Annotated in this window: 11 protein-coding genes; 3 read left to right on the forward strand and 8 right to left on the reverse strand. The window is 60.9% G+C overall.

The window, feature by feature from the left end; all coding sequences use genetic code 11:
- Positions 1 to 53 precede the first annotated feature (53 nt).
- Both CO731_RS00780 and CO731_RS00785 read right to left on the reverse strand, forming a co-directional pair.
- Positions 54 to 1,634 carry a peptide ABC transporter substrate-binding protein gene (locus CO731_RS00780; protein WP_108605516.1) on the reverse strand — a complete coding sequence of 527 codons (1,581 nt, stop codon included), beginning with the start codon at positions 1,632 to 1,634 and terminating at the stop codon, positions 54 to 56.
- A gap of 204 nt (positions 1,635 to 1,838) precedes the next feature.
- Positions 1,839 to 2,825, reverse strand: a complete 987-nt coding sequence (locus CO731_RS00785; protein ID WP_108605517.1) for an ABC transporter substrate-binding protein — start codon at positions 2,823 to 2,825, stop codon at positions 1,839 to 1,841.
- An 86-nt stretch (positions 2,826 to 2,911) separates the two neighbouring features.
- On the opposite strand from CO731_RS00785, the gene CO731_RS00790 reads away from it, so the two are divergent.
- Positions 2,912 to 4,261, forward strand: coding sequence for an aminotransferase class I/II-fold pyridoxal phosphate-dependent enzyme (locus CO731_RS00790; protein ID WP_245439561.1), 1,350 nt, complete (start codon positions 2,912 to 2,914; stop codon positions 4,259 to 4,261).
- A 465-nt stretch (positions 4,262 to 4,726) separates the two neighbouring features.
- Positions 4,727 to 6,090 (forward strand): IS3 family transposase gene (locus CO731_RS00800; RefSeq protein WP_108606636.1). Its coding sequence is split into 2 segments (ribosomal slippage): positions 4,727 to 5,074 and positions 5,077 to 6,090, totalling 1,362 coding nucleotides; the frame shifts between segments, so codons are not numbered across the junction.
- Here the strand turns inward: CO731_RS00800 and CO731_RS00805 are convergent.
- The 4 genes from CO731_RS00805 to CO731_RS00820 form a co-directional block, all read right to left on the reverse strand.
- Positions 6,035 to 6,637, reverse strand: coding sequence for a hydantoinase/oxoprolinase N-terminal domain-containing protein (locus CO731_RS00805; RefSeq protein ID WP_108609555.1), 603 nt, complete (start codon positions 6,635 to 6,637; stop codon positions 6,035 to 6,037). The genes CO731_RS00800 and CO731_RS00805 overlap by 56 nt on opposite strands.
- A 389-nt stretch (positions 6,638 to 7,026) precedes the next feature.
- On the reverse strand, positions 7,027 to 7,566 hold the full coding sequence (locus CO731_RS00810; RefSeq protein ID WP_159091511.1) for an ANTAR domain-containing protein: 540 nt from the start codon (positions 7,564 to 7,566) through the stop codon (positions 7,027 to 7,029).
- Positions 7,567 to 7,734: 168 nt separating this feature from the next.
- Positions 7,735 to 8,916 carry a transporter substrate-binding domain-containing protein gene (locus CO731_RS00815; protein ID WP_199914528.1) on the reverse strand — a complete coding sequence of 394 codons (1,182 nt, stop codon included), beginning with the start codon at positions 8,914 to 8,916 and terminating at the stop codon, positions 7,735 to 7,737.
- 234 nt (positions 8,917 to 9,150) lie between these two features.
- Positions 9,151 to 9,579, reverse strand: a complete 429-nt coding sequence (locus CO731_RS00820) for a RidA family protein (RefSeq protein ID WP_199914529.1) — start codon at positions 9,577 to 9,579, stop codon at positions 9,151 to 9,153.
- A 41-nt stretch (positions 9,580 to 9,620) separates the two neighbouring features.
- Between CO731_RS00820 and CO731_RS00825 the strand changes: the two genes are divergently transcribed.
- A complete protein-coding gene (locus tag CO731_RS00825; RefSeq protein ID WP_108605522.1) occupies positions 9,621 to 10,205 on the forward strand; it encodes a hypothetical protein in 585 nt (194 codons plus the stop codon).
- 31 nt (positions 10,206 to 10,236) lie between these two features.
- Here CO731_RS00825 and CO731_RS00830 read toward each other — a convergent pair whose 3' ends face one another.
- Together CO731_RS00830 and CO731_RS00835 are read right to left on the reverse strand one after the other, a co-directional pair.
- On the reverse strand, positions 10,237 to 11,808 hold the full coding sequence (locus CO731_RS00830; protein WP_108605523.1) for an FGGY-family carbohydrate kinase: 1,572 nt from the start codon (positions 11,806 to 11,808) through the stop codon (positions 10,237 to 10,239).
- 159 nt (positions 11,809 to 11,967) lie between these two features.
- Complete coding sequence (locus CO731_RS00835; RefSeq protein ID WP_108605524.1) at positions 11,968 to 13,446, reverse strand: mannitol dehydrogenase family protein; 1,479 nt, start codon at positions 13,444 to 13,446, stop codon at positions 11,968 to 11,970.
- Positions 13,447 to 13,534: the final 88 nt, after the last annotated feature.

A 13,534-nucleotide genomic window follows, 5' to 3' on the forward strand; every position in this document is an offset into this window, starting at 1 on the left:
TTGAAGTGTTCGAAGTGAGCTGACTTCTGGCCGGCTCATTTCGCTCGGGCGGTTTATTCGTGAACGCTGATGAATTTGCTCAGGTGAACATTGGAGACGTTGTCCTGGTAGCCGTGGACCCGCGATGAAACGAGCCACAGATCGGCGGGGTTCAGCAGCGGCATGACCTGCTGGTCTTCCAGCAGCGCCGATTCCGCACCGTGCATGGCCGCGGCGCGCTTCACCGGATCGAGCTCCGCATAGGACGCATGCATGAATTCGTCGTATTTTGGATTCTTGTAGTGCGAGTAGTTGTAGATCGTGCTGGTGCTCATCGGCAGGACCAGGAAGTTCTCGGCATCCGGATAGTCGCACAGGAAGGAATTGGCCGACACCTGGAACGCGCCACCTTCCTGAAGGTAGGAATTGTGCGAAGCCGGGTCGAGGTTGTGCAATTTCACATCCGCGCCGAACGCCTCTTTCCAGGTGTTCGCGATCGCCGTTGCCGTCCGCTCGACATTGGCGTCGATGTTATAGCGGATGGTGATTTCCAGCGGCTTTCCACCCGTTCCGTAGCCGGCTTCCTTCATCAGTTCGATTGCTTTTTCTTCACGATCGATCTGGGAGAAGGTCGCATAGTCCGGCTCAGACGGCTTGCCGTAGGATGCAATGCCGTGCGGGATGAACGAGTAGGTCGGCGTCGCCGAGCCATAGTAGATCGTCTCGGCGAGAAAATCCCGATCGACGGCCATCGACAAGGCTTTGCGCACCCGCACATCATCGAACGGCGCGGTGCGCGTATCGAAGGTGTAGTGGATGGTACGCAGCACCGGCGCGACATGGACCTGATCGCCATAGGCCGTGCGAAGCCGCGGCAACTCGGAGGCTGGGAAGTTGAAAACCATGTCCACTTCACCAGCTTCGAAGCGGCGAACCAAGGCTGCCTGTTCCGGAATCGGATAGTAGATCACCTTGCCCAGCTTGACGTTGGCCGCGTCCCAGTACTGGTCGTTCTTGACGATGGTCATGCTGTCGTTGGCTACGTGTTCCGCCAGCTTGAACGCGCCGTTCGAAACCATGCGGCCGGGCTTGACGAAGTCGATGCCCTCTTTGTCAACGCTGGCCCGGTTTACAGGCAATGTGAAATGGTGCGCCAACAGATTGAGGAAATAGGAGGTCGGCCGCTCAAGCGTGATTTCCAGCGTGTGATCGTCGATGACGCGCGTACCGAGTTGGTCGAGCGGCAGTTCGCCCTTGTTGATTTTTTCGGCGTTCTTGATCGGATACAGCAGGTCGGGATGCAGGGCCGTCGTCTTCGGATCCTGAAGGCGGCGCAGGGAATAGGCGAAGTCTTCCGCCGTCACTGGCGAACCGTCCGACCATTTCGCCTGTTCGCGGATCTTGAAGGTGTAAACGATGCCATCCGGCGAGATCGTCCAGGACTCGGCCGCGCCCGGAATGATCTTGCCGGCCGGATCATAGACGGTCAGCCCCTCGAAAAGATCCCTCAAAGCAAACTGGCCGCCGGTATTGACCCGCGCCGGATCGAGGGAATTCGGCTCGCCGGTCACTGAGCGGCGCAACACCGACTCGGCCGAAGCCGGCGTCAGCCCGAGTAGCGTCACACATAGAAGCCCCGTGACCACACCGGACATGATTGGCAAAATTCTGGATCGTTGCGACATCATTGCTCTCCCATTGCAGATAAACATCAAACGAAACATCCACTGCAGCTTGCACGCCACAGAAGAACAGAAGCGCTTCCATTGAGCGCATCCGTGACAGGAAAATGGCGTCTGCCTCAGGTACCCGATGGGCCGACCGGCCCGATCGAAAACTCCCCAGCCGCCGCTTTACGCCTACTGGCCCTCCTCCTTGGAACCCGAGCCGTTTGCGTATTCGGGAAAAATCTCGGCTGGCGATAGCAGCCTCGGCGCGATCCCCTGGACGTGAAGCTGCCTGGCGAAATCGGCGATCATGGCTTTGTTGGCCGCAAACCCGCTGTCGCTCCAGCTTGCCGGAAGATCGCGCGCCACCCGGCATAGTTCATCCATCATCCAGGGCGTGGTTTCGACATTGATGCGGCGTTGTTCGAGCCACATCCGTCTCGATGCGTCGATCAAATCGCTAAGCACCTGCGGGAGCCATGGATGAGCAGCCACAAGCGGCGCCTTGACGCCAAATGTATGGACGCCCGGCACGTAACCGACCGCTCGGCTATAGGCGAGTTCCTGATCCCTGAAATCGGGAAGCAGATGGCGAAGCTCAGAATTCGGGCTGAAGAAGCCCTCCGGCAGGACCGGGCAAAAAACCGCGTCAAGTTCTCCGGCGACCAGAAGCTCCAGCAGGGAGCGCTCGCCTGCCACCGCCTCTATTCGGCCCGGCCGGCCAAACCCTTCCAGAACATCCCTGCCCAGCGGCTCCGTCCGCGTCAGCCGGCCCAGAAACCAAAAGGCGTCGTCGATGCCGACGCCGGCATGAGCGAGCGCGGCGCGGGTCCATACACTGCCCGTATCCTGCCAGCCCGATAGGCCGATCCGCTTGCCGGCGAGCTCTTCAAGTCGGACGATGTGGCTGTCTTTCTTCGTAATGATGCAGCGATGCCGAAAGCTTCTCAGGACGAAATTGGGAACGCCGACGACATCAGTCTCGCCCCTACCCCGGGCGGAAACGTAGCGGCTGAAGGATATTTCGCCGGCGTCGTGCGCGTGTTCAGCCGCGAAATTTTTCGGAACAGTACTCACATGTTGGATCTCGATATCGACCTTGTCGGACGCAACGTCGCCACGCAGCAAGGGGATGAGAAAATCCCAATCTCGAACCGCCAAATGAATCTTTATGGACATGGGCACTTCACTCAAGTGTCATCGTTAGATAGAGATTATATGTTCAGAATTGCCTGATCAAATGCTATTATGTTACTGAACATTAAATGACAGGAACCGAAGAAATGGCGGAACCGGGGTCGGTGGGATGGTTTGCAGAACATTTGAACGACCGAACCAAGCGGGGGATAGCGGTGGAGACCAGCGCGCTCATCCGGGCAGGCTCGCTGACGATGGGAACCAAGCTTCCGCCGGTGCGCGACCTTGCCTTCGCGCTCGGGGTTAGCCCGGCCACTATTTCCGACGCCTGGAGCGAGTTGAGAAAACAGAAGATCATTACAGGCCGCGGCCGTAACGGCAGTTGGGTCAGTGGCGATCACATTGCGGCCCGACCGTTCCGGCTTGCTCAGTCCGGCGATTACGGAGAACACGTCCTAGACCTGTCCAAAGCGGGGCCTGATCCGGCACTGCTTCCACCGCTCGTGGAAGCGTTGAGACACGGTGCCAGTGCCGCAAATCTCAACAGCTACGAACGCATTCGTATCCTTCCTGAACTGCGGGACGCCGTGCAGGGGTCATGGCCCTATCGCCCAGAGGCGTTTTTGGCCACCAGCGGCGGCTACAATGCCGTCTACACCGTGCTTCATGCGTTCTTCGTGCCCGGTTCCCACATCGCGATCGAGGATCCCACGGCGCTGCGCCTGCTTGATATCCTTGAGGATCTGGGAGCTCGCATCCTGCCAGTCAAAAGTGACCGGGACGGGCCGCTCCCCGCCTCACTCGCGGCCGCGATGGCTCACAAACCGGCTGCCTTCCTGTTTCAGCCCCGCCTGCATTCAGTGACCTGCCAGACCGTCAGCCAGCAACGCATCGGTGAACTTGCAAACGTACTGGAGGGCAGCGACACGCTGATCATCGAAGACGACGGCATCGCCGACATCGCCACTTCGCCCGCCACTTCGTTGGGCGGCGTCCTTCCCGACCAGGTCATTCATATCCGGTCTCTTTCGAAAACGCTGGGCCCCGATCTGCGGCTGGCCATCCTCTCCAGCTCGACCAAGCTGGTCGATCAGATCCAATCCTTTCGCAGCTTCGGTGCGGGCTGGACCAGCCGCATCCTGCAGTCGGCTGCTGCCTGGCTACTCAATGATGAGGATACGCTCGGGTCCATCGATAAAGCCCGAGAAGTTTATCGCCAGCGCCGCACAGAACTTTCCGAAGCGCTGGCAAAACGAGGAATACCGCTCCCGGACGGCGAAGGCTTTTGCCTCTGGGTTCCGGTACAGTCGGAGCAGTTCGCGTTGATAACGCTGGCTGCTCGTGGCATCGCGGTTCAACCGGGATCCAAATTTCTCATCAACCCTACACACCATATCCGAGTTTCCACCAGCACGCTGGAAAACCGCTACGACGAAGTGGCGGATGCCATCACGGTGGCGATCGGAGGAGCAACATGAAGACGGTCCTCGCAGGCAAACTTCGACACTGGAACTCTCATACCAAGTACCGATGCCTTTGAATCCCTGAGCCCCAAGCTGCCTAAAACCACGAAGGAGCAAGCGGCAAGACGGCTGGCAATAATCAGCCGATGAAGCGAAACGCCCGCATGACCTCAAAAAAGTCCTTATGCCGGAACCGCAATCGACAGTCTGACATGAGCTCAGCACCTGGATACCAACTGCAGCGATAGGCCTCCGTCGGGTTTGCATATTCGATCTGCATGTCCACTTCGTCTGGCATTTGCAGAAGGCAGGCCGAAAGATCTGCCTTCAGGGCCTTCTCAACGCCAGAGCGGATTTCGGCGCATGCCCGCGCGGGAGTCATTGATGCAGAGGCCTGTCCCCCGTCAGCGGCTATGGCACAGATTTGAGGTTGTGATTTAAGGAGGATTTGGGCTTCGTCGTAGTGACGAAGGAACGAAGATGAAGCCCAAATCCTCCAATTCAAAATCACCGACCAAGCCCCCTGCAGAGCGGGTGGTCAAGGACATCCGGCGTCAGACCCGCCGCCACTTCTCGGCCGAAGACAAGATCCGCATCGTGCTTGAAGGTCTTCGCGGTGACGACAGTATCGCCGAGTTGTGCCGCAAAGAGGGCATCGCGCAGAGTCTGTACTACAGCTGGTCCAAGGAGTTCATGGAAGCCGGCAAACGCCGCCTGGCCGGGGACACCGCCCGTGCGGCGACCTCCGGTGACGTGCAGGACTTGCGCCGCGAAGCCCGTGCGCTGAAGGAGTGCGTGGCGGACCTGACGCTGGAAAACCGCTTGCTTAAAAAAAGCATGATCGCGGATGGGGGCGACGACGAATGAGGTATCCCGCATCCGAGAAGCTGGAGATCATCCGTATCGTCGAGCAGTCGCACCTGCCGGCCAGGCGGACGCTGGACCAGCTCGGCATTGCCCGCCGGACCTTCTACCGCTGGTATGACCGCTACCGGGAAGGTGGGCCGGAAGCGCTGGAGGATCGCCCTTCGGCGCCGAACCGGGTGTGGAACCGCATTGGCGAGGACATCCAGGACCAGATCGTCGAGATGGCGTTGGAGGCGACCGACCTCAGCCCACGCGAACTGGCCGTGCGCTTCACCGACGAGAAACACTACTTCGTGTCGGAAGCCACGGTCTACCGGTTGCTCAAGGCCCATGACCTGATCACCAGCCCAGCCTATACGGTAATCAAGGCGGCCGATCAGTTCCACACCAAGACCACGCGGCCGAACGAGATGTGGCAGACCGACTTCACCTACTTCAAGATCATCGGGTGGGGCTGGATGTACCTCTCGACGGTGCTTGACGACTTCTCGCGCTACATCATCGCCTGGAAGCTATGCACCAACATGCGGGCCGAGGACGTGACCGACACACTGGACCTCGCGCTCGCCGCCTCGGGCTGCGACAGCGCCACCGTTCTACACAAACCCAGGCTGCTATCGGACAATGGCCCCAGCTACATCGCGGGCGAGCTGGCCGAATACATCGAGGCCAACAAGATGAGCCATGTGCGCGGCGCGCCGTGCCACCCGCAGACCCAAGGCAAGATCGAGCGCTGGCACCAGACCCTGAAGAACCGCATCCTGTTGGAGAACTACTTCCTGCCCGGCGACCTCGAAGCCCAGATCGAGGCCTTCGTCGAGCACTACAACAACCAGCGTTACCACGAGAGCCTGGCCAACGTGACGCCTGCCGATGTCTACTTCGGCAGGGCACAGGCCATCATCAAACAGCGCGAAAGGATCAAACGAAAAACCATCGAATATCGGCGCTTGCAGCACCGCAAGCTCGCAGCCTAACATCAAATCCCAGACGAGGCCCGCTCTCCGCTAGTCTACGCCCCAATCTGCGCCAAATGTTCTGACGACGGACAACCTTGCGCTTCCTGATTACGCGGGCAAGTTCGCGCGCCTCGGCTTCATTGACCTCCGAGATGACTTTTCCGGAGTAGTCGATGCGCTCCGTGACCACCAGGCGGTCGCGGCGCGGCAGATAGGGAGCAGCCATCTCCTTATAGGTATCCCAAAGGTCGTCGCGGGTGCCGCGACGAATCTCGATGACATCGCGAAAGCCTTTGGTCGTGACCATGATCGCTGGCGGGAATCGCCGGGTGATCAGCGCGTTCGTCGCCAGCGTCGTACCATGCGAAAACAGGATGATATCGCGCAGGGCGACCCCGCCCGCTTCGATCCCCTTGAGCACACCGTCGATGGGGTCCGGCGTCGTCGGCGTCTTGGCCACGTGTATCTTGCCGGAAGCCTCGTTCAGGACGCACACGTCCGTAAACGTGCCTCCTACGTCGCAGGCAACGCGTACCATTGACCTATCGGTTGGTTCTGCAGTCATAGACACTTCCTCCATCAACAGACGATACAGTTACGGTCGTGCAGACTTCGCGCCCTTTCAGACACGGAGTTTCAATTCCGGGCATCGGATTTTTTTGGATTTCAGGCAAAACATCACCTCAATGCAGATTTTATCTGCATTATCCTGATGTTTGATTTTTGATAGCTTCGTTGCTAGCGTTTATTACTTCACGCTCAAGCAACCGACGAAATCGGATGCTTCATAAAAAAGCAGAAACAAAAAAGCTCTCGCAGGCATATTTCCCACGAGAGCTTCTTTGCTCAATTTCTTTCGCAACGTTGCGATGATCTATTGGTAATGCGACATATCGGCACTGTCAAGGGATTGATTCAGGCGAAACTAATTTTACTTTACCCTATCGACAACGCCTACAGCAGATCCCGCGCTGTGATCACCGCCATGGCGATCGCCTCGATGGTCGTGCGCTTGTTCATGGCCTGCTCACGCAACGTCTCGTAGGCGACCTGTTCCGAAACGTTGTTGGCGGCCATGAGAATAGCCTTTGCCTTGTCGATGTCGCGATGCGCTTTCAGTTTCGCATCCATGCGCTCGACGCGCAGCCGCAATCGTTGTTCCCGCCTGTGGTTGTTCACGCTGAGCAGCAAATTGGCCAATATGCCGAAAGTGCGTAGCGGCAAGCCGATGACTGCCTGGGCACGCAGGCGCAGCACCTTCTCCACGATGATCGGATTCTCGTAGTCGACAATGGCAATCAGGACCGCTGGAGGATCGTCTGCATTCCAGTTCAGGACGATGTCGCCTTCGACGATGGGGCGAACGAAGACGAAAACCACATCGGTGTTCGCCGGAATTTCAGCCGGGGGCGGCCAGTTGGTCTGAACCTGGCAGCCAATTCTGTTCAGGTGCTGCCACAACTCCTCGCCTTCGCTGCTTTTTGGCTGCAGCAAGAGGACCCGAAGGTTCCTGAGATCCTTGATCAGGATGGGTGCCGATCGTTCGTTCGGCGAATGGGGGCTACGTGATACCATCGTTCCTCTTGGTGGCAACGTCGGGCTTTCCGCGCCAGCTGCATCGTCATCGATAAGCAGTGCGGGACCCGTTTCTTGGCTACCGGACTAGTTCGAACGTATTGCCAGCCTCCCCCCCCATTCGTTCGGATCATAATTGGCAAGATAGGGATCGGGCCGAACGGCAGATTCTGACACCGACAGGATTTCGAACTGGCCGTCAGTCCGAGCGCGACCGATCTTGGGCCACACATGGGTATGGGCGTTGTCTGGATCTATCCTCACTCGCCCCTGCGGAGCGTCGAACTCGGCCCCCAGGATTGCCGGCCGTAAGATATCGACCTCATCCGTGTCGGACTTGCACATGGCCTCGGCCACGATCTTCACCTGGAAATAGGCCGCCTCCCAGCACATGTTCGTCACCATGTCGTCGCCGAACCTTGCGGCATAGCGCTTCATGCAGGCCTCGTTTTGCGGGCTGGACTGGGCCTGGAAGTAGGTGGCCGAGGTAATGTGCCCTGCCCCGGCCTCGGTGCCCATGGCCCGGATGTCGGATTCGCTGGTGGTCAGACTTGCAATGGGCATGGTCTTGGGATCGAGCCCTGCCTCGGCAAACTCCTGATAGAAGTGGACGATGCCTTCGCCCACGAAATTGCAGAAGATCACGTCGGGTCGGCTGCGCTTGATATCGGCAACCAGCTTTTTGTAGGCGGAGCGCGGCGCATCCAGCTTGAGGTATCCGCGATCGGCGACCTGGCCACCGTGGGTCACGACCATCTCCGTCATGATACGATCGGACTCGCGCGGCCAGATGTAGTCGGAACCGACCATGTAGAACCGCTGGCCAACATGGTTCAGCAAATACTCTGCCAGTTGCGTGCTGTTCTGGTTGGGTGCCGCACCGCAGTAGATTGCGTTGCGGGAGTATTCGAAACCCTCATACTGGGCCGGGTAGCAGAGCAGCCCGTTGCGTCGTTCGACGGCCCGCAACACGGCCTTGCGCGAACTCGACATGTAGCAGCCGAATATCACCCTGATCCCGCTCTCGATCAGCAATCGGTTGGCCAGCCTGTTATAAAGAAATGGGTCGCCACCCGGATCGAAATGAATCGGAACGAGTTCGCGTCCGTTGATCCCACCGGCCTGATTGACTTCATCGATCGAAAACAGCGTGGCATTCAGCATGCTACGCTCCATGACCGCAGTTACTCCGGTTTGGGAGAACAGGACACCGACACTGATCGGTTCTTTGGTCATATGCGCCCTCAAAATCCCGGTTCCCTCAGGCATGTCAGGGAGCCGTCCGATCTGGGGGCGCCCTGAACCTCGAAACAAAAAAGCGCCCCCTGCGAAGAAACCGCAGTAGAGCGCCATTGCTCGATTGTGAGGACGCAATCCTCACCCTGATCTTGGCTTATGCGACGGCACCAGTCAACTCGTTGCGCAGCCCGCAGCCCGCAGCGCCGGCAGCAATGAGAGGCTCTGGTGCGTTCACTCCGCCTGCATGCCATGGGACGTAGGCGATCAGGTCCAGGAGGGCGTGCGCGCCGGGTACGACGTGAGGCCCACGATAATGGTGGTGGACACCGGCTTCAGGCTGGGGAAATGCGTCGCCCATTCGTCCATCCCCTCGGCGAAGCTGTCGCCGCGATCGTGGAAGCAGGCGCGGCGCACGACATTTTCGAGCGACGTGCCGGCGGCCTCGCAGATCGCAGCCACTTTCTTCAACATGTAGCGCATCTGCGGTTTCAGCGGCTTGTCGAATCCCGCCCTCTCCGCCAGCGCCTGCTCACTTCCCGATGTCAGCAGGCGTCGTTGAGAAGCCTCCAAGGCTGGCGTTCTGCGACACGTTTTGCCGGATCGCCCCGGCCCGTCCGTACGGCCCCTCGCATCGACAGGCTTCAAGGAATTTACAATTGGAATGAACGGAGCGACATTCATGGCGTCGTCCATTTGTACAGCTTTTACGCGAAACACAAATTGGAGGAACTGCCATGAGGACTGCAAGTCTCGCGCGTTGCGTAGTCATTGCTCTGGCTGGTTTCTGGGGCGTGGGACAGGCCCCAGCAGAGGAGCCGAACAAGGCTGAAATCGACGCCATTCGCCAGGCGCTGGAGAAATACCAGGACCCCTACAATGCGATCCGCGACCTCTATCTCTCGACGGTGGGGTGCGTTCACTACAGCGGCGAAAAGATCGAAGGGCACATGGAGTATCCGAAGGGAGCCATGGGGATCCACTTCGTCAACGTCACCATCAGCGGCCCGCCGGATCCGAAGCGTCCGAACGTGCTGATCTACGAGCCCGACGGCAAGAAGCTGCGCCTGGTCGCGGTCGAATGGCTCGTCCCGCTTGCGGCAGCCAAGGAACGGCCAAGCATGCTGGGCCAGCCCTTCCAGGGTCCAATGGAGGGGCATGAACCGCTGATCCCGAAGGACTTCGTCCACTATGACCTGCACGCCTGGCTGTTCAAGGACAACCCGCTCGGCATGTTCAGTCCGACAAACCCGGATGTGTCCTGCGACGGGTTCGACTTCAGCCTGCTGGAGACGCCGACCAAGATGGTGCACGCGCCATGAGACAAGCGCCCAACAGATAGCGGCATAGGCCTCAGACGAGGTCGTCGAGCGCCTTGCGCTGGCGGTGCATTTCTAGGAACACGCGGTAGTCGCGGTCGAAGCGCGGCCACGCTGCAGGATTTGGACGGCGCGCGCGGCCCTCCTGGCGCATCGCGGTGCAGGCCTCGGTGAGGTTGGGATAAAGGCCGGCTGCGGCGGCCGCCGCCATGGCCGTGCCCAGAAGCACGGCGTCGCCGCCGACCGGCTCGACGACGGTGCAGCCGGTGGCATCAGCATAAAGCTCCATCAGCAGCGGGTTGCGGGTGTGGCCGCCGGTGACGTGCAGCGTGTCAATGCCGTAGCCATTGGCGTTGAGCGCATCGAGCACATGGCGAAGGCCGAGCGCTATGGCAACCGCAGTGCGCCAGTAGAGCCGGCACAGGCTGTCGAAGGACGAATCGAGCGTCAGTCCGCTGATCACGCCGAGCGCATGCGGGTCGGCCAGCGGCGAGCGATTGCCGTGGAAGTCGGGCAGCACGTGCAGGCGTCCGGCAAGGTCGAGGCCTTCGCCGGCGCGCAGTTGCATGATGCGTTCGGTGATCTTCCGGTGCAGCGCGGCATCGGGCTCGCCGCCGGCGCCATGCCAGCGGACGATGTGGTCGAGCAGCGCACCTGTCGCCGACTGTCCGCCCTCGCTCAGCCAGAGGCCAGGCAGGGCCGCGCCGAAATACGGCCCCCAGACGCCGGCAAAGGCGCGTGGCTCGGGTGACATCGCCATGACGCAGCTCGATGTGCCGGCGATCAGCGCAAGATGACGTTCGATGCCGGGCAGTCCGCCGATGACGCCGACCGCACCGGCAAAGGCGTCGATCATGCCGGCGCCGACACGGCAGGCGGTGGTCAGGCCGAGCGCTTCGGCGGCTGCGGGCATGAGCGGGCCGAGATCGGTGCCGACCGGGCTGGCACGCTCCGGCACGGCTGCATGTTCGAAGATGTCGCCGAGGCCGACGGCGGCAAAGAAGTCGTGCCGCCAGGCCTCGCGCTCATGGGCAAGATAGGTCCATTTGGCGGTCCGCGTGCATTGCGAGCGGGCGAGCGAGCCCGATGCCTTGTGGCAAAGGAAATCGGCGAGATCGAAGAGTTGTCCGGTGCGGGCCCAGCTTTCCGGCAAATGACGCTTGACCCACATCAGCTTGGGCGTCGCCATTTCCGGCGACATCACGCCGCCGGCATAGCCGAGCACCTCGTGGCCGGTTGCAGTGCATTCGTCGGCCTCGGCAAGGGCGCGATGGTCGAGCCAGACGATGGTGTCCCAGCGGTCGCCGCCGCCGGCGGAAACGCCGACCTGCTCGCCACGCCTGCCCCTGAATACGGTCGAGCAGGTCGCGTCGAAGCTGATGCCGGCGACGTCGGCCGGCTCGACATCGGCGGACACGCGCGCCGCGCGCACCGCGGCGCAAGCCGCCTGCCAGATGTCTTCGGAATCGTGCTCGCAATGGCCCGCCGCCGATCGGTTCATGGCGATGGGGAATTCGGCACGGGCGAGAAGCTTTCCGCGCTGATCGAAAATGCCGGCGCGGGCGCTGCCGGTGCCAACATCAACGGCGCAAAGATGGGCCGCCATCAGGACGACAATGTCCGGCTGCGGCCAGCACGCGTGCGGCCGACTGGCGGCGTTTGCCGCGAGATCAACCGGTCTGAAAACGCCGAGATCAAAACCATGATGCGCAGTCTATATGCGCGCCATGGCCAATGCCAGCGGGCTGCGGCGGCTCGGCCTGGCTCAGAGGCTGTCGCCGAGATAGCGCGTCAGGGTCTCCCTGGTCCCCAGCGTCCACAGCGCCTCGAGGCCATGGGCGAAGGCCGCGGCGAAGGGTGCCGACTTGCCGACCTCGCCATAGATGTCTTCCATGGCGAGCCAAGCCTGGGGCATGTCCTTCGCCGCCGTGGCGGTCGCCTGCAGGCGGGTCCAATTGGGGTCGTTGGGCTCGATGACAGCACCGGAGTCGGTCGTGCCGAAGCAGTAGCGGCACCAGAGCGCGGATTCGAGCGCAAGGCCGGTCATGCCGCCGCCTGCCTTGAGCCGGTCGGCGATGGTCGGGATGATGAATTTCGGCTGCCGGTTGGAGCCGTCGAGACAGAGCCGCCGCACGGTGTCGCCGATCTTCGGGTTGGAAAAGCGGCGTTCGATGAGCTGGCAGTACTCCTCGATCACGACACCCGGCACCGGCGGTACGGTGGGCATGATCTCCTCGCGCTCGAGCTTGGCCAGGAAGGCACGCACGAGCGGGTTCTCCATCGCCTCGTGGACGAAATGGATGTCCATCAGCCCGGCCGGATAGGCGATGGTGGCGTGCCCGCCATTGAGGATACGGATCTTCATCAGCTCGAACGGGGCGACGTCATGGACGAACTGGACGCCGACCTTGTCCAGCGCCGGCCGGCCATCGGTGAAACGGTCCTCCATCACCCATTGCTTGAACGGCTCGCAGAACACCGGCCAGTTGTCCTCGACGCCGAACTCGGCTGCAAGGATGCCGCGCTCGCGGTCGGTGGTTGCGGGCGTGATGCGGTCGACCATGCTGTTGGGGAATGCAACGTTGTCGCGGACCCAGTCAGCGAGCGTCTCGTTGACCAGCCGGGCAAGACCGATCGTCGCATCCGACGTGACATGGCCGTTGCCGGGGATGTTGTCACAGGACATGACGGTGAAGGGCACGATGCCGTCCCCACGGCGGCGGATCAGGCCGGCGAGGATGATGCCGAACACGGTCCTGGGCGTGTCCAGGTTCTGCGCATCGGCGACGATGTCGGGGTGGGTCGGATTGAAGAGCCCCGAGGCCGGATCGATGAAATAGCCGCCTTCGGTGATGGTCAGCGAAACGATGCGGATCGCCGGATCGGCAAGGCGCTCGATGATGGCGGCCGCATCGCCGGGCATCAAAAAGTCGATCATCACCGAGGTAACGCGGGCGCTCATATGGCCGCTGTCCTGTTCGACCACAGTGGTGAGCCATTCCTGCTCGGCAAGCCTGGCGCGACCAACCTTTTCGCCGTCGAAGACGCCGGCGCCGACGATCGCCCAATCATGGCCGACACCGGAGTTGAACAGCTCGTCGAGATAGACCGCCTGATGCGAGCGGTGGAAGTTACCGACGCCGAAATGGACGATGCCTGGCGTGAGTGCGGCGCGTTCGTAATTCGGGCGCGCGACATTGGCGGGGAGACTGCCGAGATTCGCTTGGGAGAGTTTCACGGGCATGGTTCGACGCTTTCTTTTTCACGGTTCGGCGCAAGCGCCTCCGATCCCTTCGCCCCGTTTACGGGGAGAAGGTGGCCCGAAGGGCCGG

This window comes from Aminobacter sp. MSH1 (assembly GCF_003071665.1).
Classification (GTDB): domain Bacteria; phylum Pseudomonadota; class Alphaproteobacteria; order Rhizobiales; family Rhizobiaceae; genus Aminobacter; species Aminobacter niigataensis.

Excerpts from the sequence above, each read along its gene's own strand:
- CO731_RS00780 (WP_108605516.1), bottom strand. The coding sequence starts at position 1,634 with ATGTCCGGTGTGGTCACGGGGCTTCTATGTGTGACGCTACTCGGGCTG.
- CO731_RS00785 (WP_108605517.1), bottom strand. The coding sequence starts at position 2,825 with ATGTCCATAAAGATTCATTTGGCGGTTCGAGATTGGGATTTTCTCATC.
- CO731_RS00790 (WP_245439561.1), top strand. The coding sequence starts at position 2,912 with ATGACAGGAACCGAAGAAATGGCGGAACCGGGGTCGGTGGGATGGTTT.
- CO731_RS00805 (WP_108609555.1), bottom strand. The coding sequence starts at position 6,637 with ATGACTGCAGAACCAACCGATAGGTCAATGGTACGCGTTGCCTGCGAC.
- CO731_RS00815 (WP_199914528.1), bottom strand. The coding sequence starts at position 8,916 with ATGCCTGAGGGAACCGGGATTTTGAGGGCGCATATGACCAAAGAACCG.
- CO731_RS00820 (WP_199914529.1), bottom strand. The coding sequence starts at position 9,579 with ATGGACGACGCCATGAATGTCGCTCCGTTCATTCCAATTGTAAATTCC.
- CO731_RS00825 (WP_108605522.1), top strand. The coding sequence starts at position 9,621 with ATGAGGACTGCAAGTCTCGCGCGTTGCGTAGTCATTGCTCTGGCTGGT.
- CO731_RS00830 (WP_108605523.1), bottom strand. The coding sequence starts at position 11,808 with ATGGCGGCCCATCTTTGCGCCGTTGATGTTGGCACCGGCAGCGCCCGC.
- CO731_RS00835 (WP_108605524.1), bottom strand. The coding sequence starts at position 13,446 with ATGCCCGTGAAACTCTCCCAAGCGAATCTCGGCAGTCTCCCCGCCAAT.